Origin of the sequence: Novosphingobium sp. 9 (assembly GCF_025340265.1) — a bacterium.
GTDB lineage: Bacteria > Pseudomonadota > Alphaproteobacteria > Sphingomonadales > Sphingomonadaceae > Novosphingobium.
The window spans coordinates 480,978-504,886 of record NZ_CP022708.1 but is presented as its reverse complement, the minus strand read 5'-3'; the positions used below and the strand labels follow the sequence as shown (position 1 = coordinate 504,886).

General features: G+C 64.2%; 16 protein-coding genes. 10 read left to right on the top strand and 6 right to left on the bottom strand.

Annotated elements, in window-relative coordinates:
• The first annotated feature begins 109 nt into the window (after nucleotides 1-109).
• From CI805_RS16960 to CI805_RS16935, 6 genes are read left to right on the top strand one after another with little or no spacing between them, the layout of a single operon-like run.
• The gene (locus tag CI805_RS16960; protein WP_260929437.1) at nucleotides 110-379 is read left to right on the top strand and encodes a hypothetical protein; all 270 of its coding nucleotides are present in this window, start codon (nucleotides 110-112) and stop codon (nucleotides 377-379) included.
• Nucleotides 352-2,694 carry a TonB-dependent receptor domain-containing protein gene (locus CI805_RS16955; RefSeq protein WP_260929435.1) on the top strand — a complete coding sequence of 781 codons (2,343 nt, stop codon included), beginning with the start codon at nucleotides 352-354 and terminating at the stop codon, nucleotides 2,692-2,694. Before CI805_RS16960 ends, CI805_RS16955 begins: the two co-directional genes overlap by 28 nt.
• Before the next feature lie 8 nt (nucleotides 2,695-2,702).
• Nucleotides 2,703-4,115, top strand: coding sequence for a hypothetical protein (locus CI805_RS16950; RefSeq protein ID WP_260929434.1), 1,413 nt, complete (start codon nucleotides 2,703-2,705; stop codon nucleotides 4,113-4,115).
• Between the two features lie 45 nt (nucleotides 4,116-4,160).
• Nucleotides 4,161-7,403 (top strand): alpha-L-rhamnosidase, encoded by a 3,243-nt coding sequence (locus tag CI805_RS16945; protein WP_260929432.1) that lies wholly within the window; start codon nucleotides 4,161-4,163, stop codon nucleotides 7,401-7,403.
• Nucleotides 7,400-8,755 carry a family 1 glycosylhydrolase gene (locus CI805_RS16940; RefSeq protein WP_260929430.1) on the top strand — a complete coding sequence of 452 codons (1,356 nt, stop codon included), beginning with the start codon at nucleotides 7,400-7,402 and terminating at the stop codon, nucleotides 8,753-8,755. The genes CI805_RS16945 and CI805_RS16940 overlap by 4 nt, the downstream gene beginning before the upstream one ends.
• A 10-nt stretch (nucleotides 8,756-8,765) precedes the next feature.
• On the top strand, nucleotides 8,766-9,848 hold the full coding sequence (locus CI805_RS16935) for an alpha/beta hydrolase (RefSeq protein WP_260929428.1): 1,083 nt from the start codon (nucleotides 8,766-8,768) through the stop codon (nucleotides 9,846-9,848).
• A gap of 39 nt (nucleotides 9,849-9,887) precedes the next feature.
• On the opposite strand, the gene CI805_RS16930 is transcribed toward CI805_RS16935, so the two are convergent.
• Nucleotides 9,888-10,157, bottom strand: a complete 270-nt coding sequence (locus tag CI805_RS16930; RefSeq protein WP_260929427.1) for a hypothetical protein — start codon at nucleotides 10,155-10,157, stop codon at nucleotides 9,888-9,890.
• 147 nt (nucleotides 10,158-10,304) lie between these two features.
• Here CI805_RS16930 and CI805_RS16925 point away from each other — a divergent pair, with 147 nt between their 5' ends.
• Nucleotides 10,305-10,556: a hypothetical protein gene (locus tag CI805_RS16925; protein ID WP_260929425.1), complete on the top strand. Its 252-nt coding sequence runs from the start codon at nucleotides 10,305-10,307 to the stop codon at nucleotides 10,554-10,556.
• A gap of 267 nt (nucleotides 10,557-10,823) precedes the next feature.
• On the opposite strand, the gene CI805_RS16920 is transcribed toward CI805_RS16925, so the two are convergent.
• Together CI805_RS16920 and CI805_RS16915 are read right to left on the bottom strand one after the other, a co-directional pair.
• Entirely contained in the window at nucleotides 10,824-11,645 is an 822-nt protein-coding gene (locus CI805_RS16920) for an alpha/beta fold hydrolase (RefSeq protein WP_260929423.1), read from the bottom strand.
• Nucleotides 11,646-11,665: 20 nt separating this feature from the next.
• Nucleotides 11,666-12,787, bottom strand: a complete 1,122-nt coding sequence (locus CI805_RS16915; RefSeq protein WP_260929421.1) for an MFS transporter — start codon at nucleotides 12,785-12,787, stop codon at nucleotides 11,666-11,668.
• 137 nt (nucleotides 12,788-12,924) lie between these two features.
• On the opposite strand from CI805_RS16915, the gene CI805_RS16910 reads away from it, so the two are divergent.
• On the top strand, nucleotides 12,925-13,422 hold the full coding sequence (locus tag CI805_RS16910) for a MarR family winged helix-turn-helix transcriptional regulator (RefSeq protein ID WP_260929420.1): 498 nt from the start codon (nucleotides 12,925-12,927) through the stop codon (nucleotides 13,420-13,422).
• Nucleotides 13,423-13,673: 251 nt separating this feature from the next.
• On the opposite strand, the gene CI805_RS16905 is transcribed toward CI805_RS16910, so the two are convergent.
• The 3 genes from CI805_RS16905 to CI805_RS16895 are packed head-to-tail and all read right to left on the bottom strand — an operon-like array spanning nucleotide 13,674 to nucleotide 18,083.
• Nucleotides 13,674-14,891: an HlyD family type I secretion periplasmic adaptor subunit gene (locus tag CI805_RS16905; protein ID WP_260929418.1), complete on the bottom strand. Its 1,218-nt coding sequence runs from the start codon at nucleotides 14,889-14,891 to the stop codon at nucleotides 13,674-13,676.
• A gap of 7 nt (nucleotides 14,892-14,898) precedes the next feature.
• Nucleotides 14,899-16,689 (bottom strand): ATP-binding cassette domain-containing protein, encoded by a 1,791-nt coding sequence (locus CI805_RS16900; RefSeq protein WP_260929417.1) that lies wholly within the window; start codon nucleotides 16,687-16,689, stop codon nucleotides 14,899-14,901.
• Nucleotides 16,686-18,083: a TolC family protein gene (locus tag CI805_RS16895; protein WP_260929416.1), complete on the bottom strand. Its 1,398-nt coding sequence runs from the start codon at nucleotides 18,081-18,083 to the stop codon at nucleotides 16,686-16,688. Before CI805_RS16895 ends, CI805_RS16900 begins: the two co-directional genes overlap by 4 nt.
• Before the next feature lie 384 nt (nucleotides 18,084-18,467).
• Between CI805_RS16895 and CI805_RS16890 the strand changes: the two genes are divergently transcribed.
• Together CI805_RS16890 and CI805_RS16885 are read left to right on the top strand one after the other, a co-directional pair.
• The gene (locus CI805_RS16890) at nucleotides 18,468-22,262 is read left to right on the top strand and encodes a Calx-beta domain-containing protein (RefSeq protein WP_260929415.1); all 3,795 of its coding nucleotides are present in this window, start codon (nucleotides 18,468-18,470) and stop codon (nucleotides 22,260-22,262) included.
• Nucleotides 22,163-23,806 carry a DUF4114 domain-containing protein gene (locus tag CI805_RS16885; RefSeq protein WP_260929413.1) on the top strand — a complete coding sequence of 548 codons (1,644 nt, stop codon included), beginning with the start codon at nucleotides 22,163-22,165 and terminating at the stop codon, nucleotides 23,804-23,806. The genes CI805_RS16890 and CI805_RS16885 overlap by 100 nt, the downstream gene beginning before the upstream one ends.
• The last annotated feature ends 103 nt before the right edge of the window (nucleotides 23,807-23,909 follow it).

Sequence of the window (23,909 nt, the reverse complement as noted above, 5' to 3'; positions counted from 1 at the left end):
TGGAGGGGAAACAATGTATACATCCGTAAAAGGAATTCGCCGCCTGTCCGGCGTTCTGAGCAGCCACAGTGCGCTGGCAATCTGCCTTCTGGCTGTCGTCCCGTCTGCCGTGCACGCCCAGTCCCAGGCTGACGATCCAGCGGCGCCACCTGCCAATCCGCAAACCGCACCCAACGACCCGACGCAGGGGCCGGAAATCATCGTCACCGGCACCAGCATCAAGGGTGCCGCACCGGTCGGCTCGCACCTGATCCAGGTCGATCAGCAGCAGATCCGCGATTCCGGCGTCCAGAACACCGCTGACCTTCTGGCGACAATCCCGCAATTGGGCAGCTTTGGCACCACCCGCGCGTGGGCAGCGATTCCGCCAATCCGGTGAACCCGCCCTCACTGCGCGGCCTTTCCGGCAGCGCGACGCTGAGCCTCGTCAACGGCCACCGTCTGGTCAGCCTTGGCTCGGTGGGCACAGCCTCCGACCCTACCTCGATCCCGCTTGCCGCGATCGAGCGGGTCGAAGTGCTGACCGATGGTGCCTCGTCCACCTATGGCTCCGATGCGGTGGCGGGCGTCATCAACGTCATCCTTCGCAAGGACCTGAACGGCCTCGACATTCAGGCGGACTACGGCCTTGCCGATGGCTATGCCCAGCGCACGATCAGTGCGGTTGCGGGCAAGACCTGGAGCACCGGCTCGTTCATGATCGCCGGTCAGTACTTCAGCAACTCGGCGCTGATGGGCTACGAGCGCAGTTACGTGCGTGACGATCTTTCCGCCTATCCCGGCGGCTCCGATGCCCGCACGATCTATACCGACACCCCCAACGTCATTGCCGATGGCCAGAACTTCTACTGGAACGGCACATCGTTCGTCTCCGGCATTGCGCGCACCGATGGCTCACGGAACACCAGCCTGATCCCGGCGCAGCACAAGTGGTCTGCCGTCGCCAACTTCCGGCAGGACATCGGGGATTCGGTCCACCTGTTCGGCGATGCGACTTTCGGCAGCCTGAAGGCGGTCTCGCTCGGCAACCAGTCGAACGGGACGTTCACGATCACCGACGCCAACCCGTTCTTCCAGTCGCCAGTGGCCGGTGCAACGTCCGAGATCGTGCAGTACAGCCTCGTTCGCGAACTGGGCCAGTATCAGGCCAATACGAATATCGTGAAGTACTGGAGCGCCAGCGGCGGCGCAGATATCGATATCTCGTCGAACTGGTCGGCCAAGGCCTATGTCAATTACGGCCACGGCTATTCCAAGGTCGATCAGCCCTATGGCGTGAACTCGGATGCCTTTGCCGCCGCGCTGGCCTCGACCGATCCCGATACGGCCTTCGATCCCTTCGGCAACGGCACCACGCAGTCGACGCTGGACGGCATCCTCAATGCGATGAACATCCCCTACGCCAAGCATCGCCTGCTCCAGACGGTGGCGACGATCAACGGATCGCTGTTCCACCTGCCCGGCGGCGACGTGAAGGTCGCGTTCGGTGGCGAGCACCGCTGGGAGCATTACAACGGCACGCTGGAAAGCGGCACCACGGTCGATCCCGACATCATCAACCGGGTGGACCAGCGCAACGTGAACTCGCTGTTCGGCGAACTGCTCGTGCCGATCTTCGGGGAAGACAATGCCCTGCCGCTGCTGCGCAAGCTGACGCTCAACGCCTCGGTCCGCTATGACCATTACAGCGACTTCGGCGGTACCACCAACCCCAAGTTCGGCATCGACTGGAGCCCGGTCGACGGGCTGACCCTGCGCGGCAACTACACCCGCTCGTTCCACGCGCCCAGCATTGCTGACCTGAACTCCACCGACAGCCGCGCTCAGTATCTGCCGAACATCAACGCGCCCAACTTCTTCACGCCCGTCGAAGTGCGGGACGAAGGCTACAACGTGCTGCTGCTGGCAGGCGGCAATGCCAACCTCCAGCCCGAGAAGGCGCGCGCCTACTCGCTGGGCTTCGACTTCGCGCCAGCCTTCGCGCCGCGCCTGAAAGTTTCGGGCACCTACTTCAACATCCACTATTCCAACATCGTGGGCCTTGCAGGCGGCGCCTTCACCAACCCGGCTCTCACCAGCCGCTTCGTGACCTTCAACCCGACACAGGAACAGGTCGATGCCGCGATCGCGCAGGAACCGGCGCTGTGGGGAACGGTGATCCCGACCGCCGACCTCGACCTGATCATCGACCTTCGCCGCTCCAATCTGGGCGTCCAGAACGTCTCGGGCCTCGATTACAGCGTGGCCTATGCCATCCCGACCGAAAACGCCGGGCGGTTCAACGCAGGCATCGACGGCACGTATTATCTCACCAACGAATCCCAGCCCGCGCCGGGTTCGGCTTTCGTGAACAACATCAAGGACAGCATCGGCTATCCGCGCTGGTATCTGCGCGGAACGCTGGGCTGGCAGCGCAACAACCTGGCCGCCAACGTCTTCGTCAACTACACCGGGCCGTTCAACAACGTGTCCGTCGTTCCGGTCCAACGGGTGAAGGCGAACACCACGTTCGACCTCCATCTTGCCGTCGACGTCGCCCAAGGCTGGCACGGGTCGAAATTGCAGCTGACGTTCGATGTCCACAACCTGTTCGATAAGGACCCGCCGCTCTCCTACACCTCGCCGGGCTATCTCCTGAACGGTGCGTCTCCGATCGGCCGCATGGGCGAAATCGGCGCACGGTTGCAGTTCTGAGGCGCCGCGTGACACAGGACAGGACATCCGGGCGTCACAACGCTCTTCCCGGCCTCGGCCGCCGCGCTTTCCTCCAGAGCGCGGCGGCATCGGGCACCGCCATGCTGGCCTCGCCCGTACTTGCCCAGGTGGAAAGCGCCCGACTGGGCCATGCCAAGCCGGAGCGCATGTCGTACCTTGCCAACGGCACTCTGCGGCTGGGTATCGATCTGGCCAAGGGCGGGGCGATCACCTTTCTGGCCGACCTGACGCGCGGGCCGGACAACCTCATCAACAGCTTCGATCTGGGGCGACAGGTCCAGATGAGCTACTATTCCGGCCCGGTGCCCTATCGCGTCCCCGGACACGCCGGGCCGAGACCGCGCTGGGAAGAGATCGGCTGGAACCCGATCCAGGTCGGCGACGATTTCGGCAATGCCTCGCGCATTCTGGAACATCGCAACGACGGGCGCGAGATCTACGTGAAGTGCGTGCCCATGCACTGGCCGCTCGACGATGTGCCGGGCGAATGCACCTTTGAATCCTGGCTGCGGCTGGACGGCAACACCGTGCAGGCGCGGTGCCGTCTGGTCATGGCGCGGCAGGATCGCACGCAGTGGCCTGCCCGGCAGCAGGAACTGCCCGCCGTCTATACCAACGGCCCGTGGTATCAGCTCTGGAGCTATCGCGGCGACAGGCCGTTCATAGGCGATACCCCCACCGAAATCCAGCATCCATTCGAGAACGAGAGCCCCTGGGCCGAATGGGCCGCGACCGAGAACTGGGCCGCCCTGCTCGATGACAGCGGCCACGGCCTTGGCGTCTGGAGCCCGGAGACGACGTGGTTCTCCGGCGGCTTCTACGGCAAGAAAGGCAGCGGTGGTCCGAAGGACGAACCGACCGGCTACATCGGCCCAAGTCGGCTCGAAATCATCGATCACAATATCGTGCATGACTATCGCTACACGCTGATCTGCGGTGATCTGGGCGCGATCCGCCAGTGGGTCTATGCGCAGCCCCGCCCTCCGGCGCTGCCGTCATGGGAGTTCGCCAGAGACCGGCAGGGCTGGACCTATGTCGATGCAACCGACAGCGGCTGGCCGATACGCGGGCAACTGGACATCCGCCCCGCGAAGGGCGCACAGATCATCGGTCCTCCAGCGGCCTGGCAGGCGGCGCAGGCCAAACGCCTGACAATACGCGGCGTGTTCGAGGGCATAGACGAAGTCGCGCTGTTATGGCGGCCCCTCGACAGTCCGGACTTCGTGGGCAGCCCGAGTGCGATCGCCAAGGTCCGGCCTGAGCGCGGCGTCCAGAGCCTGTCCTTCAATCTGTCCCGATGCAGCGAATATCGCGGCCTCGTCACCCAGTTGCGGCTCGATCCGCAGCTGGAGAGCGGGCCAACGGCACGGATCGCCCTCCACAGCATCGCTTTCGGCTGACCACAAAAAGCCCCAGAACAATCTACGGGAGAGAATGACTTGTCGATGGATACATCCCGGCGCCGTTTCATGGCGATTGTCGGTGTCGGCGCTGGCGCCGGGGCGGTCGCCACCCCGGCGCTGAAGGCCGCCACCCTGCACGCGAAATCCGACAGGCCGCTGGCAGTGGAGGCCCTGCAGGCAGACTGCCTTACCGAACCGCGCGCCCTGCATTCCCAGCGCATCCGCCTGTCCTGGAAGCTGCGTTCGGACCGGCGGGCCTGCCGGCAGGTTGCCTACCGCATCGGCGTTGCCAGCAGCATCGACAAGGCGAAAACCGGCGCGTTCGACGTGTGGGACAGCGGCCGGATTACCGGCCAGCAGACTCTCGACATTCCCTATGAAGGCCAAACCCTGTCATCCCGCGCCCGCTGCTTCTGGGCCGTCACTGTATGGGACGATCAGGGCGGCAGTGCGACCAGCGAGATCGCCAGCTGGGAGATGGGTTTGCTCTCGGCGAAGGACTGGCAGAGCGGCTGGATCGCTGCCGAGACCACGGCCTTGCGCGAAGATCGGCTGGCGGGTCTGCGCTGGATGGGGCCGGAAGCAGGCGCCCCGCCGGGCAACAGCGATGGCCACGCGTTCCGGCTCGATTTCGACCTTCCAGAGGACGCCGAACTCGCCGTCTACACCTGCGCGAACCGCGTTGCCGATCTCGACCTCGACGGCAAAAACCTGCCACAGCGGCGCGATTCCTTCCGCTTCGGGCCGCCTCCAACCGATCGCAACACAGTCTCTGCAAAGGCCGGAGCCCATCGTCTGTCCTTCGTTCTGAGGCCCGATGCCCAACCCTCCGGCGATCCCTCGTCACTGCCCCCACCACCGCGTGTGGCAGTTCTTATCCGTGCGACACTCGCGTCCGGCAGGACGCTGCACTTCACCGGAGAGCACCTGCGCACCGCAAAAGGCAAGGCGCCGCCGGATGGCTCTGCGTGGCTTCCCGTCACACCCGGCGACGGCGAGGCCAGATTTCCGGGCAACGGCGCGTTCCTGTTGCGTCACCCTTTCAAGGCCACGCGACCGATCCGCTCGGCCCGGCTCTATATCACCGCCATGGGAGGCTATGTGCCGTGGCTCAATGGACAGAAGGTCGGCGATGCCCTGCTCGCCCCGGAGTGGACCGATTTCCGCAAGCACGTGCTTTACCGTGCCTATGACGTGACCGACCTCGTTCAGCCGGGCGACAATGTGCTGGGCGCCATCGTCGGGGATGGCTGGTACGGCAGCTACATGGCGCCGGGCGGGCGCTATGGCTTCGGAGGGCCGCCCTTGCGCCTGCGCGCGCAACTGGAGATCATCCACACCGACGGCCGGCGTGAAACGGTGACCAGCGACGGCGGCTGGTCGGTCTCGCCCAGCGAAATTCTCGCAACCGACATCTATGACGGCGAAACCGTGGATGCCCGCCGCGAACAGCCCGGCTGGGCCACGCCAGCGTTTCACCCCGATCGACGCTGGGAACCGGCACACCTGATCGAGACTGCCGACGTCGCGCTGGTCGGCTCGCCGGTCCAGCCGATCGCCACTTCGCTCACGCTGCACGCCAAGTCGATCACGCCACTCGGCAGCGGCAGGGTCGTCGTCGATTTCGGCCAGAACTTCGCAGGCTGGGTACGCCTGAAGGCAAAGGGCCGCTCGGGACAGCGCATCACCATGCGCTTTGCCGAACTGCTCGGTGCCGATGGCACTGTCGATCAGGCAAACCTGCGTTCCGCGCTGGCAACCGACATCTGGACCCTGCGCGGCGATCCCGCAGGCGAACGCTTCGAACCGCGCTTCACCTATCACGGCTTTCGCTATGTCCAGATCGATGGGCTGACCGGGCCGCTCACCAGCGCGGATATCGAGGGTATCGTCGTCCACTCAGCATTGCCCGAAACGGCGACGCTGGACCTGCCGCAATACGTGCCCCAGCGGATGTGGCAGAACGGCCTGTGGAGCCAGCGCTCCAACTTCATGGGCATCCCCACAGACTGTCCCCAGCGCGACGAGCGCCTCGGCTGGATGGGCGATGCGCACGTGTTCTGGGACGCGGCCTGCTTCAACATGGACGCGGCGGCATTCACGCGCAAATTCCTGCGCGACGTGCGCGACGCGCAACGGGCTGACGGCTCCTTCCCCGATATCGCGCCCGACAACGACCGCGAACATTTCACCGGTCCGGGCTCCTCCCCCGGCTGGGGCGACGCCGGCGTCTTCCTCCCCTGGACGAGCTGGCGTCGCTTTGCAGATACCAGCGTGATCGACGAGCACTGGGACGCGATGGAGCGCTTTCTCGCCTCGATCCGGGCCGCCAACCCGGATCTGCTGTGGAAGAACAATCGCGGCAACGACTATGGCGACTGGCTCGCGCTCGACGTCAAGGAACCGGGCGATCTCACCACGCCCAAGGATCTCGTCGGCACGGCGATGTGGAAAGCCGCAGCCGATGCCCTGGTCGACATGGCGCAGGCGACCGGGCGCAGCGACGCGGTGCAGCGCTACCGCACGCTGTCCGGCGATATCGCCCGCGCCTTCAACGCCGCCTATGCCCAGCCGAACGGGCACATCGGCAACGGTTCGCAGACCGGATATATCCTCGCGCTCCAGTTCGGCATTCTGCCGCCCACGCTGCGCAAGGGCGCCGCCGATCTGCTTGTCGCCGATATCCGGCGGCGCGGTACGCTGCTGTCGACCGGCTTTCTGGGCACGCCCTACAGCCTCGACGTGCTGGCGGATGCGGGCGAAACCGCGCTCGCCTACGACCTGTTGCTGCGCACGGCATATCCCTCGTGGGGCTACATGATCGCGCATAACGCGACGACGATCTGGGAACGCTGGAACGGCGATACCGGTGATCTGGCGATGAACTCGTTCAACCATTACGCGCTGGGGGCCGTGGCGGGGTTCATGTTCCGCCGCATCGCCGGCATCGATCCGATAGAGCCGGGGTTCGCCCGGTTCCGCTTCGATCCGGTCTACGATCCGCGCATGCCCTCGGGCGGGGCCCGCTACGAGAGCCGATCTGGCGTAATTTCCACCGCGTGGAAACGTGAAAGCGATGGCGCATTTACGCTCGCCCTCGAAATCCCGGCCAACACCCGATGCACTTTGCACCTGCCTGCCCACTCTCTGGAACAGGTACGCGAAAGCGGGCGTCCCTGTATCGACCGCCGGGAAATGACATCGCTGACGGGTAATGACCGGGTGACGCTGGATGTCGGCTCCGGTTCCTACAGGTTCGTCGTGACGCAGGCGGACTTCGGATGAAAGGCCTTACAGTGAGCGATATTCATCTCGACCGGCGCGCGGTTCTGGCCGGAACCATGGCCGCAGGGGCAAGTGCAGCGCTCTCCCATCCCGCTTTTGGAGCAGCACAGACTCTGCCCCCCTTCCCCAAGGACTTCCTGTGGGGCGTGGCCACGGCCGGTCATCAGATCGAAGGAAACAACGTCAATTCCGACGTCTGGGCGCTGGAGCATCTCACGCCCACAACCTATGCGGAACCTTCGGGAGATGCCGCCAACAGCTTCGAGCTGTGGGAGAGCGATCTCGATCTGGTCCGGAACCTGGGCCTTGGCACTTATCGTTTCAGCCTGGAATGGGCGCGGATCGAACCCACGCCGGGTAGCTTCTCCATCGCCATGCTCGATCATTACAAGGCGATCATGGAGGGTTGCCATCGCCGCGGGATCACGCCTTTCGTCACGTTCAACCACTATACGACACCGCGCTGGTTCGCCGAACGGGGCGGCTGGACGAACCGCGATGCTCCCGAGCTTTTCGCCCGTTTCTGCGAACGCGCTGCACGCCATCTCGCGGACGGCATGGGGCACGCGACGACGCTGAACGAGCCGAACCTGACCGGGCAACTGGCAGTGATCCTGCCCGCCGCAACCGCCGCCACGATGATGGCTGCCGATCGGGCCATGACGGCGGCGGCCGCACGAGCCTATGGCGCGCAGGTCTTCAGTCCCGGCAATGCGGTGTGGGTCGCCGATCCCGCCGCCACGCAGGCGAACATGATCGCCGCCCACCGCGCCGGGCGACAGGCGATCAAGGCGGTGCGCGCCGACCTTCCGGTCGGCGTCAGTCTGGCGATCATTGACGATCAGGCCGCAGGAGCACACTCGATGCGCGACAGCGTTCGAGCGAAATTCTATGAACCCTGGCTGGAAGCGGCCCGCGAGGACGACTTCATAGGCGTGCAGAACTACGGGCGAACGGTATGGTCGGACACGGGGCCGCTGCCCACGCCCGCAGGGGTGGAGACCAATGGCGCCGGGGGCGAGATCTATCCCGCCTCGCTCGCAGATGCCGTCCGCTACGCCCATTCCGTTGCGCGCGTGCCGGTCATCGTCACCGAACATGGGCTTCACACCAGCGACGACACGCAGCGCGCGCGGTTCATCCCCGCCTCGCTCAAAGAGCTGCGCCGCACGATGAGCGCGGGCGTACCGGTGCTGGGCTATATCCATTGGTCGCTCATCGACAACTTTGAATGGATTTCGGGCTACGGACCCAAGTTCGGCCTGCACAGCCTTGATCGCAGCACATTCGCGCGCACGCCCAAGCCTAGCGCAGCCGTGCTCGCCGCGATCGTCCGTGCCAACCGGGTATAAGGAGGCAGACATGGCCAATCTCGGACGACGCGGCTTCGTGGCTGCCTGTGGTACTCTGGGCGCCGGCGCTCTACCTTATCGTGCCATCGCCAAAGCCCTGACAGCCACCCCCGCTGACGATCTGTCAGCCGTCGATCCCGAACTGCGGCCACTGGCCGAAACGTTCCTGAAGCAACGCGAGGCCGGGCCACCGCTTTCGCTCGCAAACCTTGCGCAAGCAAGGGCCGCAGGACTGCAGAACGCCCCTGCAGCACTGCCCGATGTTCCCTATCTGTCGAAGCGTATTCCCGTACCCGACAACCCGCCAGGCAAAGGTGGTGAGGTCACGGTCTATGTCATCAACAGCACACCGGGTGCCTCCCGCCCAGCCATTCTGCATGTTCACGGTGGAGGCTTCATTTCGGGCTCGCCGCTCAGCGACCTGCGCCGTCTTCAGCAACTGGCGCACGATCTCAGGCTCACCATCGTCAGCGTCGATTACGATCTGGCGCCCGAAGCGCGCTATCAACGCTCCATCGAACAGAACTATGCCGCGCTCAAATGGACGTATGACCATGCTGCGGATCTCGGCATAGACCGGCAGCGGATCGCGGTGCTGGGCGGTTCGGCAGGAGGCGGACATGCCGCCATCCTTGCCATCGTCGCGCGCGATCGGGGCGAGGTCCCGCTGTGCTTCCAGTGCCTGATCTATCCGATGCTGGACGATCGCACCGGCACGACACGCCACCCCGCAGCACCGATCGGCAAGCTTATCTGGACTGAAGACAACAACCGTCTGGGCTGGTCGTCCTTTCTCGGCCAGCAACCGGGCGGCCCTACGGTTCCGGCGGTGCCCGTGCCCGCCCGCTGCCGGGACCTGCGCGGCTTGCCCCCGACCTTCATCGGCGTCGGGTCGATAGACCTCTTCGTCGATGAGGATATCGACTATGCCCGCCGCCTGATCGACGCCGGCGTGCCAACGCAGTTGGTCGTTGTGCCCGGCGCCTATCACGGCTTCGAAGAACTGGTGCCACAGGCCCGCATTTCGCAACGGTTCACACAGATGCTGGAAGCCTCTCTAAAGACGGCTTTCAAGGAAGCTGGCGACAAATAGCATTGCATCAGAACCCGCTTGCCGGACAGGTCACCGCAGTCAATGGATGGTCGTCCAACCCTCGGCGTCATCATCCAGGAATGTATCCATCCCTTCGAGTTCGACTGCGCGCTCGAAAGCCTCAAAGGCGGCTGAGTCCGTCTCGAACGGATCTTCCCAGACCGTCGACGTACCCGCTTCGTTGACGACTTCCAGAGTCCAGCCGTCATCGCTGTCGAGCTTGAATATCTCGACATGCACGGTGACGCCATCCTGGCTCACGGTCTGCGACAAGGGAGAGGGTATGAGATGCGGATTGATGTCGGGCATGCCAATCTCCAGACGGTATCGGCAAAGGTATAGTTCGCCCTGCAGGCGAAACAAACCGATTAAGCCAGCGCCCTCTGTCATGCGAGGTAGCGCTGGGGGGCAGCATTCATCCTTTGCATTCGGCATGAGCAGCGATAGGCGCACACCATGATGAACATTCCCTGGGACCAGCCCGCCACGCTGATCGATCTTGATGGCAAGACGCCAGTTATCGGGTCGATGCTCGAATGCGTGATGCACTTCTCACTTTTTAAGCCTTTCGCCAAGGAGCAGGCCCGCATCCTGCTGACGCGGCCCGTGTTTCGCGAAGGCCGCAAGACCCGCACCTGGATTCTCAATCCCGACGAGATCGAGAAACTTGTCAAACGGCTCGATTCGGAGAAGAAGGCGGCTCAGTAACCCTGCACAATGAAGCGCCATCCCCGCGCCGATGGTGGCGACGAGGGTAGGAGTTGCGCGCGCATGTCGCGAAGCCATGGCTTCGTGATCTGCGCCTTAACCGCTGCCTGGCGTGCTGTTCAGGGTGTCATGTCGCGTCGCCTCTATCACCACTAAATACCTCGGCTCGCCTGAACAGCTTTTGCCGTTTGATAAGTGGACAATGGTTCGCTCGGCAATGGACCAGCCTTGCCGAGCGCGCCTTTCCAAAAAGTCATTCGCAAAATTTCACATTGAAACCGCAGGGGAACTCGCACGGCCCAGAAATTGCAGCATGATCCGTGAAAATTCGTCGGCGCTGTCCACGTTGGAAATATGCGCGGCCCCGGCAATGACATGGCAGATGCCATCCCCGGCGCGCTCTGCCATGGCGCGACTGAGGTCCGGTGGAGACATGCCGTCCCCGTCGCCCGCAATGAACAGAGTTGGCATAGCCAGTTTTCCCAGGTCGTTAGCGCGATCGAAATCCGTAATCCCCCGTGCGACATGGGCCAGCGACGGGCCATCGGCGCTGGCCGCAATGCCGTGCCAGACCTGCCAGGTACGCAAACCCTCCGCTGTCTCCTGAAAGGCCGGAGACACCAGCGAGGGCCAGTTCTGCTCCAATCGCAGAACCGGGCCGTGTGGCTGTTCAAATATCTTTGCCCAACCTTCGGCCAGCGCCTTGAACTGCGGGGTTGCGGTCCTCTCGAAACTGTTCGCCACGATCAGGCGGCCTATGCGCTCGGGATGCCGCAGCGCGAGTTCGAGCGCCACCATCCCGCCCAGCGACAGGCCTACGACATCAAACTCGTCAAGGCCCAGGTGTGCGATCAGAGCTTCGACATCGTTGGCCAGTTCCTGCACACCGAAGGGGGCCGTAACAGCGCCGGAAGCGCCGTGTCCTGCATGGTCCGGAACAATGGCACGGTAGCCTGCTGCCTTCAGGTCGGGCACCTGCGGTGCCCAGGCCCGTCCCGAGTTGCTGATGCCATGAAGCAGGAGAACCGGACGCCCTTCTCCGATATCGACATAGTAATTTGTGCGAGCCTGCACGGTATAAAAGGCCATGATCGATTCCTTTCGAGACTTCAGGAGAGGCGGGCGCCAGGCCGCAGGCGCAGGGCCATGAGCGCGAGAACAAGGCACAGCGCGGTCATCAGCCACCACGCAGGAGTGAGGTCGGACAGATGCTGGCGCAGAAGTCCCGCGATCACGGGAAGGACCGCGGCCAGCACGTAGCCGCCCCCTTGCACGAAACCGGCGATCCGGCCGGCTTGTGCCGCATCTTGGCCATGGTCCATGGCGACGATCAGCCCGAGAGGAAACAGCGCGCCGATCCCGAGGCCACAAAGCAGCGCCGCGTAGCCTGCCAGCAGCAAAGGCGCGAGAGAAAGGCATAGCAGTCCGGCTGTCAGGGCGCCGATGGCCAGCAGAATGATAGGACGCCGATCCGAGAAGCGTCCGACCGCCATGGCGACGCCGATACCGGCTGCGACCTCGGCAAGTGTCAGGGCAGACAAAAGGCTGCCTGCATCCTGCGCAGACATGCCCAATCCGGTATAATACGGCGGCAACCAGGCAAGAACCAGCGTATAGGCCCCGGTGCCCAGGCCGAAGAAGGCCAGCAGCAGCCAGCTCCGGGGGTAAGTGGACACAGAGACCTGCATCTCGGTAGGCGCGACGGGTTCCGTGGCATCCATCGCCCGCCACCACACTGTCGCACCGGCAAGAGCGGGCAGCGCCCAGATACCCATTGCCAAGGCCCAACCCTGCGCGGAAGCGATGCGCGGCGCCGCAAAGCTGGCCAGTGCCGCGCCGCCCATGATCGCGGTGGAGTAGAAGCCCATCAAGATCGCCGTCTGCGAACCGGCCCGGCTCCGGATGATCGTCGGCATCAGCGCCTGCACCACGGCAATGCCCATGCCACCGACCACGGCGGTTGCCAGAAGAACGGAAACTGTCGGGCTCAGCCATCGCGCCAGCGCGGCGAAAACGAGCGCGACGAGACCCGCCGTCACCCCGCCTCGCTGGCCCAGCGCTGCCTGAACCCGCCCGGTGTCAAGCAGACACAGGCCCATGAGCAGCACCGGCAAGCTCGTCAGCAGGCTGGCTTGGGTGTCGCTCATCTGCGTGTCACGTTGAATCTGGTCAACGAGCGGCCCGAGGGCGGCGAGCGAGGGGCGCAGATTGATACCGACGAGCAGGATCAAGGCCGCGAACAGCAGCCGACCGGGCAGTCTGGTCATGATGATACTCCAATAGCGCGGCCATGCTTGCAGCTGGGCTCGGCTCTGATATAACTCTACGTAGAGATATATAGCTCTATGTCAAGATAGTTGGAGCAACAATGGACAGAGCAGAGTTGGCTGCGGGCCAATGGGCGCAGGAACGACCGGATCTCGATACCGGGCCGATGATCCTGCTGGGCAGACTGGCAGAGGCTGCGCTGAAAACGGCACGGGATCACGTCAATCCGCTCTTCGTCGAGCACGGATTGCAGCCTGGCGAGTTCGATGTCCTGGCGACTTTGCGGCGCAGCGGCGCGCCCCATGCGCTGACGCCCACCGATCTTTACGAAGCGGCGATGATCTCGTCGGGCAGCATGACCAACCGGATTGACCGGCTTGAGAAGGCTGGCCTCGTCGAACGGCGCCCAAATCCTGCGGACAAGCGCGGTACTCTGGTGGCTTTGACGGCGGACGGCCTGCACCTGATCGATACGCTGATCGCCCTGCACGTTGCCAACCAGCACAGCATCGTCAGCGGTCTGGATCTGCGCGAGCAGGAGACGCTCAGCGAACTGCTTGCGAAACTGCTCGCGACTACGAAGCTCGGCGCAATGTAGCCGGTAGGCACCTGCCCGGCAGTCACCCCGGAATTGATCGGGCCTTGTAGATAACGGAGGCACCTTCGCATCAACGGCTGCGGCAATCGCATGAGGTATGACGCTGGTTCGCCGCAACTATCGCGTTTATCTGCCCCCTTCCCCTCAGACCGTAAGCCGGAGCAAGGCCTGTCAGCGTTCGCGAAAAGCCTCATCGCCAAGGCGCGTGAACGGCGTCAGCAGGTAACGCATGACCGAGCGCCTGTCTCCGATCAGATTGACGTCAGCGACCATGCCCGGACCAATGGCCAGCGGCGTCCCTGTGGTGAGCGAAGGCCGCGTCCATCCGCACGCACTCGCACGGTATACCGGGATTCCCCGGTTCTCTCGTTGACGGTTGCATCGGGAGATATGCCGACAACCTCTCCTTCAAGCCCACCGTAGACGGCATAGTCGTAGGCCGTGATCTTCACGAGCGCCCGCTGGCCGATCCGCACGAACGCGATATCTTCGGGCTTGACGGTGGCTTCGATCATCAACGAGCCGTCAGACGGCACGATTTCCAGCAGCGGATCGCCGGGCTTCACCGTTCCGCCGACGGTCGTCACCAGCACCCGATTGATCCGCCCGTCCAGTGGCGCGCGCACGAGAGTGCGCTTCACCTTGTCCTGCAGCGCGGGAAGCCCGCGACTGCGCGCTTCCATTTCCGCTCGCGCACTGGTGAGTTCGTCACCGGCCTTGGCGCGCCAATCCTGCCGCGCCTGCGCGAGTTGGGCGTTCGCTTCGGCCAGTGCCGCACGGGCCGTGGCTGCCGAAGCGCTGGCGGCGGCAGCCTCTCCCGTCGCAACCGCTGCTGCATTATCAGCCTGCACCAGCGACATACGCGGCTCTATCCCGCGCTGGACCAGCGGACGGAGCATCTCTGCCTGCTGGCGGGCAGAATCCCGCGCCGACAGCTTGGCAGCATGCGTCGCATCCGCTTCGGCGATGGCATGCTGGGCCTGCGCTACGCGGGCGGATGCAGCAGAAAGCGTTTGCGCAAGATCGGCTTGCCGGGTGGTATAAAGGCTCTGTTCGAGCGCGATCTGTCCCTGCATTGCCGGATCGTCGGTTTTCGGAAACTGCGGTGTGCGCCCCGCCACTTCGGCTTCGAGCCGGGCCACCTTGAGCGAAAGCGCCTCCACCGTCGCCTGTCCGGTGCCGTAGTCGCTGGCGCTGGCCGTTCGATCGAGCCGCAGGAGAGCCGCGCCCTGTTTCACGTCCTCACCGGCATGAACCAGTATCGCCGACACGATACCGCCCTCCAGATTCGAAATGGTCTGAAGATGGGCGGCCGGGATCACCCGACCTTCGCCATGAACAGTCCGGTCCAGCTGCGTGAAACAGGCCCACAGGATGGCGATCACGAAAAAGGCGGCGACGCTCCACAGCAGCAGGTTGGACGCCGCGCGCGGTCGGATACGGTCGGAAATGTCTTCAAGGTGAGCCATCGTCGTCTCAATTCGTAGCGGGCGCGGTAGTGGGCGTGACGGCGGGCGCGGCGGGTGCCGGAGCAGCGGAAGAGTTCGCGCGCTGCATCATCGCGTCTCGCGGACCGTCGGCGGCAATGCGCCCCCCTTCGACGATCAGGATACGATCGACGAGGCGCAGCAGCGAGGGGCGGTGAGTGATCAGCAGCAAGGTACGCCCTTTCAACTCCTGCTCCAGCCGGGCGATCAGCGCGGTTTCGCTCTGCACGTCCATCGCGCTGGTCGGCTCGTCGAACACCACCAGCGGCGGCTTTCCCGCCAGCGCGCGGGCCAGCGAGATCGACTGGCGCTGACCACCCGACAGGCTCTCGCCCCGGTCGGTCAGCCGCAGGTCATAGCCGTTGGCCATCCGCCCCATGAAATCGTGCGTGCCCGAGATCCGCGCGATGCGCAGCAGCTCCTCGTCATCGATGTCGCGTTCGAGCACGATGTTCTCGCGCACCGTGCCGGTCAGCAGCACGCTTTCCTGCATGGCGGCACCCATGCGGCTGCGGATCAGGTCGATGTCTAGCTGTCGCAGATCGGTGCCGTCGATCCGCACCATGCCTTCCTCGGGCGGGTAGAGCCCCAGTGCCATGCGCGCGATGGTCGACTTGCCGGAACCGACCCGGCCCAGCAACGCCACATGCTCTCCCGGCGCAATCGTGAAGCTGACATTGTCGAGCGCCTTCTCCACGCTGCCGGGATAGCGGAAAGTGACATTGCGGAACTCGATCTCACCCATGAGCGAGGCCGGGCGCAGCGGAGTCCCTTCCGGTCCCTCGGTGGGCAGGCCCATCAGGCCGTCCAGCTGGCGATAGGCCGCGCGCGTCGCCGTAAGCCGCGAGAGCAATTGCGCGATCTGGCCGAGCGGGGCGACTGCGCGACCTCCCAGCAACGAACAGGCGATCAGCGCGCCCATCGTCAGCTCTTTCTCGGCGATCAGGGAAACGCCCAGCACGATGACCCCGGCGTAAGAGATCGTCTGCGCCGACGTCGCGACATTCACGCCGATCGCGCCCACCAGCCGCTGCCGCAGCGCGCTGTCGGCGTGGTGGTCGATGGCGCCCAGCCAGCGCCGCAGCAACAGCGGTCCGGCACCTGCCGTCTTGACCGTCTCGATCGCACCGATGGTTTCCACCAGCACCGCCTGCTTGGCGAGGCCCTGGCTCATCGAGCGCGCCGAAAGCCGGTCCAGCGCGGGATAGGTCGCCAGCCCCACGCCAATGACGATGGGAGCCATCGCCAGCGGCACCAGCACGACGATCCCGCCAATCGCAGCGATGACCGCCAGCGTCAGCAGGATAAAGGGAACGTCCACCAGTGCCGTCATCGTGGCCGAGGCGAAGAATTCGCGCAGCGTTTCCAGCTCTCGCATCATGCCCGAAAGCTGCCCGGTCGAGCCCGATCGCAAGTCCATCCGCAGGGCCAGCAGGCGCTGGAACGCCGTGCCGCCGACGGCCCGGTCAATATCCATTCCGGCAATGTCGACGAAATAGGCGCGCAAGGTGCGTAGCACGAAATCGAACACAATGATGATGGCAAGGCCGATTGCCAGCCCCACCAGCGACGCCGTGGCGTTGTTGGGCACGACCCGGTCGTACACGGTCATCGAGAAGATCGAGGATGCCAGCCCGAACAGGTTGATCATGGCAGCCGCCAGCGCGACCTTCAGATAGATCGCCCGGTTTTCCAGCATCGGCTGTACAAGCCATTGCGCAAAGCGCCCGGCAGGCGGCTGGCTCATGGATGGCGCGGCGTTGTGGCGGTCCCCGGTCATGGTGTGTTGTCCTGAAGTCTGGAATCGATCCCGAGCGTGGGCAGAAGCTGCCCGGTGCGGGACAGAAGCACGTAATGGGCCGCATCGCGCTGGGTCAGGGCTTCGATATAGGCCGTCGCGGCATTGACATAGGCGGTGTTGGCGCCGAGCAGATCGAACAGATCGCCTTTCTCCACGCGGAAGCGTTCGGCGATGACGTCGCGAGATTTGCGCGCGGCGATGTAGGCGGTCTCCAGCGCCGCGATCTGATCGCTCAAGGCCGCCTGATCCGACCAGGCGATGGCCGCATCGCGAGCGGCTTCCTCACGAATACGCGAAGCCTTGGCGTCCGCGGCAAGGGCGCGGGCTTCGACCTGATCCGCCTTCGCCCCAATCCCTCCGCCGAAACGCATGGAAAGGCCGATGCGCGCGCGGACATCGTAGTCCGAATTGTTCTCGATGATGCCGTAACGCCCCGCATCCAGCCCTACCTGCACTTGCGGCAGTAGACCGGCTCGGGCGTTCTTCGCATCCAGACGCGCGCCCTTGGCCTGCGCCTGCGCGCCGATGACGCCAGGCACGGCAAGTGCCGCGTCACGCGCTTCGTCGGCGGAGTCCGGAATCTCGCCCAGCAGTGGTGCGCGGCCGATATCGGCAGGCGGAGGCGAACCCGTCAACTGCGTGAACCGCGCTTCGGCCTGCGCCAACTGCCGACTGTAACCGGCGATACCCGTCGCGATCGAGGCTGCCGCGCTGTCCAGCCGGGCGACATCGGTTTCGGCAGAAACGCCCTGCCGGATACGCTCCTGCAAGTCGCCGCGTCGCGCCTCGATCTCGGCGGCATAAGCCTTTTCCAGCCGCAGCAAGGTGCGATAACCGAACACGTCGTACCAGGCCGCAATCGTGCGCAGGGCGATATCGTCCGCCGCGCTGTCCACCCCCGCAGCCGCAGCACGCAAGCGGGCGCTGGCGGCCCCGATGCGATCCGATGTCGCGCCAAAATCGACCAGCGTCTGATTGACCGAAAGCGTTGCATCGGTGCGATGCGTCGCACGCAGACGTTCGAGGTAATTGTCGGGATCGTTGGCGAAGTCCCGCGCCAGCGTCTTGTAGCTGGTGAGCGATGCCGTGGCGGAGGGAAACAACCCCGCACGCGCCTCGCGCCTGGCGGCCTCTGCCTCGGTCCCGGCGGCTTCGGCTTCGCCCAAGGCCGGATTGCGCGCAACGGCGGCATCGATCGCAGCCCGAAAGCTGTCGGGCGTGCCGGCGGCGCGGCCCAACGCCAGAATCGGGTCGTCCTGTTCCGAAATGGCCAGCGGATCTCCCGTGGGCGCAGGCAGTTGAGCCGGAGCGGCCGGAGCCCCCTGCGTCAACGCCTCTGCCTGCGCATTACTGTTCGCCGCAAGAGCGAACACCAGAACAACGCCCACCCGGAAAAACCCCGGCAGGGTGGCGAAATAACCATTGCTGAAGTGAGTCCCCGACCCGCCGTCTCATCCGGCCAGCGCACATTTTGCCTCCTTCCTGGCAATTGAGCAATTGCAATATTTCGACATTTTGCGATTACTTACATGTAATGTGTCTTAAAAGAGTCTTCTGGGGTAGGTAGCAGCCTGAGGGTTTGCTGCTTCGCGGAAAAGACCGTGGGGCGCGTGCGAGAAGGAAATATCGGTAGCTGCTGATGGCTGTGGCCAGGGATCGAAACGCCTGCGTTTCGATGCCGCGGACTTGCGCCATGTCGCTTTGTTCAGGCGCGCGTTTCGCCCGCGCGCCATGGTGAGGATTAAACAGGGGTTTTCATGGCAACGTCGATTTTCATCAACGAGTTCCACTACGACAACATCGGCACCGATAGCGGTGAAGGCGTCGAAATCGCCGGTCCGGTCGGCACCGATATCACGGGCTGGTCGCTTGTCCTGTACAACGGCGGCAGCAACGCCACGCAAGCCGCTGCTGCCACGGTCTACAACACCATTCCTCTCACCGGTACGCTGACCGATGCGGGCAACGGCCTCGGCACTTATGTCATCAGCCTGCCGGTCAACGGTTTGCAGAACGGCGATCCCGATGGTTTTGCGCTGGTCGATGCAAACGGGCAGGTCGTTCAGTTCCTGTCCTACGATGGCGTGATGACCGCCGCATCGGGACCGGCGGCCGGGATGACCAGCATCGACGTTGGCGTTAGCGAAAGCACATCCACGACGCCGGTTGGCGATTCTCTTCAGTTGACCGGCAGCGGCACGAATTACGAAGATTTCACCTGGGCTCCGGAAAGCACCAGCACGTTCGGCAGCGCCAACAACGGCCAGACCTACGTGTCTGCGGCAGGCCCCTCGGGCCCGACCGTTGCCATCTCGGCCCTCGCAGCTTCGGCCAGCGAAGGCGCACCGGGCGCGACCACGGACCTGACCTTCACCGTGACCCGCAGCGACACCACGGGCACTGCCAGTGTGGACTGGGCCGTCACCGGCGCTGCCTCCAATGGCGCGGATGCGGCTGACTTCGGCGGCACCTTACCTTCGGGCACCGTCACCTTCGCAGACGGCGAGACGACCGCCACCATCACCGTGCAGGTGAGCGGCGACCATACGGCCGAAAGCGACGAAGGCTTCGTGGTCACGCTGGCCAACGCCGGTGACATGACGATCACCACGCCCAGCGCCTCCGGCACGATCGTCAACGACGATGTCGCCGGAACCCTCTCGGTCGCCGATGCCAGCGTTGCCGAGGGCAATTCCGGCGAGACCGAACTGCACTTCACCGTCACCCGCAGCGGCGGCAGCGACGGCGAAGCCAGCGTCGCCTATGCGCTCGATCTCAACGGCACGGCCACCGCGGATGACTTCACCGGCGAGAACAGCGGCACGGTGACTTTCGCCGACGGACAGACCACCGCAGATGTGGTCATTCACATCGCGGGCGATACCACGTACGAGGCCGATGAAACCTTCGGCCTGACGCTCAGCAATGCCACCGGCGGTGCGACCATCACCACCGCTTCGGCCACCGGCACGATCACTAACGACGATGAGGCCCCTGAAGCGGGCACCCTGTCCATCGGCGATGCATCGATCGTCGAGGGTAATACCGGCGTCCAGTCGATGACCTTCACGATCACCCGCGACAACGGCAGCACCGGCGCCGCCACGGTCGATTACACGCTGGCGCACGGCACCACCGACGCATCCGATTTCGCAGCAGATCAAGCCTATACAGGCACGGTGACGTTCGCGGATGGCCAGACCAGCGCCACGTTGCTCGTCGGCATCCTCGGCGATACCCGCATCGAGGCGGACGAGACGTTCACCGTCACGCTCGGCAATCCGACCGGCGGCATCGGCATTCTGGATGGCGACGCGGTGGGCACGATCACCAACGATGATCCCACCAGCCAGGTCTTCGTCAACGAAATCCATTATGACAATGTCGGCACCGACAGCGGCGAGGCGATCGAACTCGCCGGTCCCGCTGGCACCGATCTGACCGGCTGGACGCTGGTGCTGTACAACGGCACCACCAGCAGCGTGTACAGCACCACCGCGCTGACCGGCACGATCCCCGACCAGAGCAACGGCTATGGCACGCTCGAATTCGACTACCCGGCAAACGGCATCCAGAACGGCAGCCCCAGCGGCGTTGCTCTGGTCGATGCCTCGGGCCATGTCGTGCAGTTCTTGTCCTACGAAGGTACGATGACCGCGGCCAATGGCGCGGCGCAGGGCATGACCAGCACCGATATCGGCGTGTCCGAAACCAGCGTCACCACGGGCTATTCGCTCCAGCTGTCCGGCGAGGGCGCGAACTATAGCGATTATACCTGGCAGCAGGCGGCAGGGAACACCTTCGGTTCGATCAACACCGGCCAGACCTTCCTGCCCGCAGACGGTCCCAGCACGATCCGCGTCACCGACACCCAGATTTCCGAAGGCGACAGCGGCACGCAGGCGCTGACCTTCACCATCACCCGCGCAGGCGGTTCGGCGGCCGAAGCCACCGTCGATTACCATATCGATCTCGGCACGGTATCGACCGACGACATCACCCCAACCGTTCTCGACGGCACGCTGACCTTCGCGGTCGGCGAGACAGCGAAGCAGATCACCATCGGCGTGCTGGGCGATACCGTGGGTGAAAATAACGAGCAGCTCACCCTCACCCTGTCCAACCCGAGCGACAATGCCACGCTGGCGACGGACAGCGCCACCGGCACCATCGTCAACGACGATCCGGTCGAACTCGCGATCTACCAGATCCAGGGCGCGGGCCACACCTCGGCCTATGTCGACCAGACCGTGACGACGACCGGTATCGTCACCGCGATCAGCGACGACAGTTTCTGGATACAGGACCCGACCAGCCACCGCGAGACGGGCGCCTCGGATGCCATCCAGGTCTATGTCGGCTCCGCCCCGACCGTCGCCATCGGCGATGCGGTTTCGGTTTCGGGCGTCGTGGACGAATACCAGCCCGCCACCGGCTCACTGACCGTAACCGAGATCGCCTCATCCGATGTCACCGTGATCTCGCAAGGCAACGACCTGCCCGCCGCGACGGTGATCGGCGTGGACGGTATCCTGCCGCCCACGCAGGTGATCGATGACGATGGCCTCACCTCGTACGATCCCGGTACGGACGGTATCGATTTCTACGAATCGCTCGAAGGCATGCTCGTCACCGTGGAGCAGCCGATCGTGGTCGCGCCCAGCGACGGCAACGTGACCTACGTCGTCGCCTCGCAGGGCGAAGGCGCCACCGGCATGAACGAGCGCGGTGGCATCACCTTCTCCGCCGACGACCAGAACCCCGAGCGGATCGAGATCTACACCGACAGCACAGTGCATGCCTCGACCAACACCGACCACTCGCTGGGCGATGTGCTGGGTGATGTCACCGGCATCATGAGCTATTACAACTCCTACGAGGTTATCCCGACGCAAGACGTGACGACGGTGGTCGACAAGACGACGACCAAGGAAGTTACCGAACTGGCCGGGGACGATACACACCTGTCCGTCGCCAGCTTCAACGTCGAGAATGCCGATCCGACCGATCCGCAGGAGAAGTTCGACGCCATCGGCGACGAGATCGTCAACCACCTCGGCACGCCGGACATCATCTCGCTTCAGGAGATTCAGGATGCGGACGGCGCCGGCAGCGGCACCGACCTGTCGGGTGCGGCCACGGCTCAGAAGATCATCGATGCCATCGTGGCGGCAGGCGGCCCCACCTATGTCTACGTCGAGGTCGCGCCGACCGCAGCGGGCACCACCGGCGGTGAGCCGGGCGGCAATATCCGCAACGGCATCCTCTACAATCCCGATCGGGTCGACTATGTCGAGGGCAGCGCCGAGCTGGTCCCCGGCGATGCCTTCGTCGGCAGCCGCAGTCCGCTGGCGGCCGAATTCACCTTCAACGGCGAAACGGTCACGATCGTCGACGTGCACTCCACCTCGCGCGGCGGCTCGGACCTCGCCTGGGGCGATACGCAGCCCCGGTGCAGGCCGGCGACACGTCGCGCACCGCGCAGGCCGAGGCGATCAAGGCCTATACCGACGCGCTGCAAGCCGAGAACCCGGACGCCAAGATCGCGGTGATGGGTGACTTCAACGGCTACTATTACGAGGATGCGCTGAGCACCCTGACCAACGACGGGCAGCTCACCAACCTCTACACCCTGCTGCCCGAGGAAGAGCGCTACTCCTACCTCTATGAAGGCGCATCGCAGGCTTTCGACAACATCGTGGTCAGCGACAATCTGGTGGACGGTGCCTCGTTCGACGTGGTGCACGTCAATGCGGAGCAGGAGACCCAGATCATCACCGACCATGATCAGGTGGTGGCGACGCTCTACATTCCGGGTACGGCAGCCAACTCGGCGCCGGAGGAAGTCACCATCGACAACACCTCGGTCGCCGAGAACGCAGCTGCCGGAACGGTGATCGGAACGCTCGACGGCCATGATCCCGACGAAGGGGACACCATCACCTTCACGCTGGCGAGTGACGACGAGCGCTTTGTCATCCAGAACAACCAACTCGTGGTCGCAGCAGGTGCCGTGATCGATTACGAGGTTGAGCGCAGCATCACGCTGGCCATCACCGCCACGGATCAGGCAGGCCACGCTACCACATCATCGATTACACTGAACGTTACGGACGTGGCGGAACCGATCTCCGGCACCAGCGGCAACGATACGTTGACGGGCGGCGACGGTGCGGACGTGATCGACGGCGGCGCAGGCGATGACGTCATCGACGGTGGTCCTGGCAACGACACGATCACGCTCGGCACGGGCCATGACGAAGTTCACAGCCTGCTCGCCGATCTGCTGGGCGATACGATCACCGATTTCGGTGTGGACGATCGCATTGTCATTGCCGGCAGCGACGTGCATCGCGGGGACTTCACGGTTTCCGGCACATCGGTCGTATTCGAGGACGGCTCGTTCACGCTCGGTGCCGGGCTTTCGGGTGGCGATCTGATGGTAGCCCATTCGGGCACCGACAGCATTCTGACGTTCAATGAGTACCTTACCGAACTCAGCGACAAGACCGCCGTATCCGAAAGCGCGATCAACGGCATCGTCAACCAAGCCTACCTCAACGGCGACACCTCGGACAGCTTCGAGGTCTCCGTGGAAGCCGCCAGCGGTGCGGCTTACCACAACACCATCGGCGTCTACGAAATCGATACCGCTACCGGCGAGATCAGCGATGTGCGCATAATCGTGGCCGACGCCAAGAATGGCGGCACGATCACCGTCGATGGCGTTGAAGCCGGTCACGATCTGGGCTTCTTCCTGGTGCAGGACGGCGCCAAGTCGCTGAGTTCCGGCCAACTCAGCAGCGACAACCTCTCGATCGTCGAACAAAATGGCCACTATGCCCTCGCCGACAACGGCTCGGTGATCTCGGGGGCGACCACGTTCTTCTCGACATCCGCTGCAGCCAACTCGGATGGCGCACAACACGTCCTGTCCGGCGTTGCCTCGGACGGCTCCGGCGACATCCGCATCGGCTTCGAAGATCTGGTGCGTTCAGGCAGCACATCCGACAACGATTTCCAGGACGTCATCCTGAATGTCGAGGCCGTAGCAGTGGCGCATCCGATCCCAGAGGCTTTGGTACTGCACGGCTAATCTCGAATACGACGCAGAAAAGGATAACAGGAAAAGCCGCCCGCACACCAAAGCGGGCGGCTTTTCACATTCTGGCGCACCGAAGTACCAACCCTGGCGGTTT

Excerpts from the sequence above, each read along its gene's own strand:
- CI805_RS16945 (WP_260929432.1), top strand. The coding sequence starts at position 4,161 with ATGGATACATCCCGGCGCCGTTTCATGGCGATTGTCGGTGTCGGCGCT.
- CI805_RS16940 (WP_260929430.1), top strand. The coding sequence starts at position 7,400 with ATGAAAGGCCTTACAGTGAGCGATATTCATCTCGACCGGCGCGCGGTT.
- CI805_RS16935 (WP_260929428.1), top strand. The coding sequence starts at position 8,766 with ATGGCCAATCTCGGACGACGCGGCTTCGTGGCTGCCTGTGGTACTCTG.
- CI805_RS16930 (WP_260929427.1), bottom strand. The coding sequence starts at position 10,157 with ATGCCCGACATCAATCCGCATCTCATACCCTCTCCCTTGTCGCAGACC.
- CI805_RS16925 (WP_260929425.1), top strand. The coding sequence starts at position 10,305 with ATGATGAACATTCCCTGGGACCAGCCCGCCACGCTGATCGATCTTGAT.
- CI805_RS16920 (WP_260929423.1), bottom strand. The coding sequence starts at position 11,645 with ATGGCCTTTTATACCGTGCAGGCTCGCACAAATTACTATGTCGATATC.
- CI805_RS16910 (WP_260929420.1), top strand. The coding sequence starts at position 12,925 with ATGGACAGAGCAGAGTTGGCTGCGGGCCAATGGGCGCAGGAACGACCG.
- CI805_RS16905 (WP_260929418.1), bottom strand. The coding sequence starts at position 14,891 with ATGGCTCACCTTGAAGACATTTCCGACCGTATCCGACCGCGCGCGGCG.
- CI805_RS16900 (WP_260929417.1), bottom strand. The coding sequence starts at position 16,689 with ATGACCGGGGACCGCCACAACGCCGCGCCATCCATGAGCCAGCCGCCT.
- CI805_RS16890 (WP_260929415.1), top strand. The coding sequence starts at position 18,468 with ATGGCAACGTCGATTTTCATCAACGAGTTCCACTACGACAACATCGGC.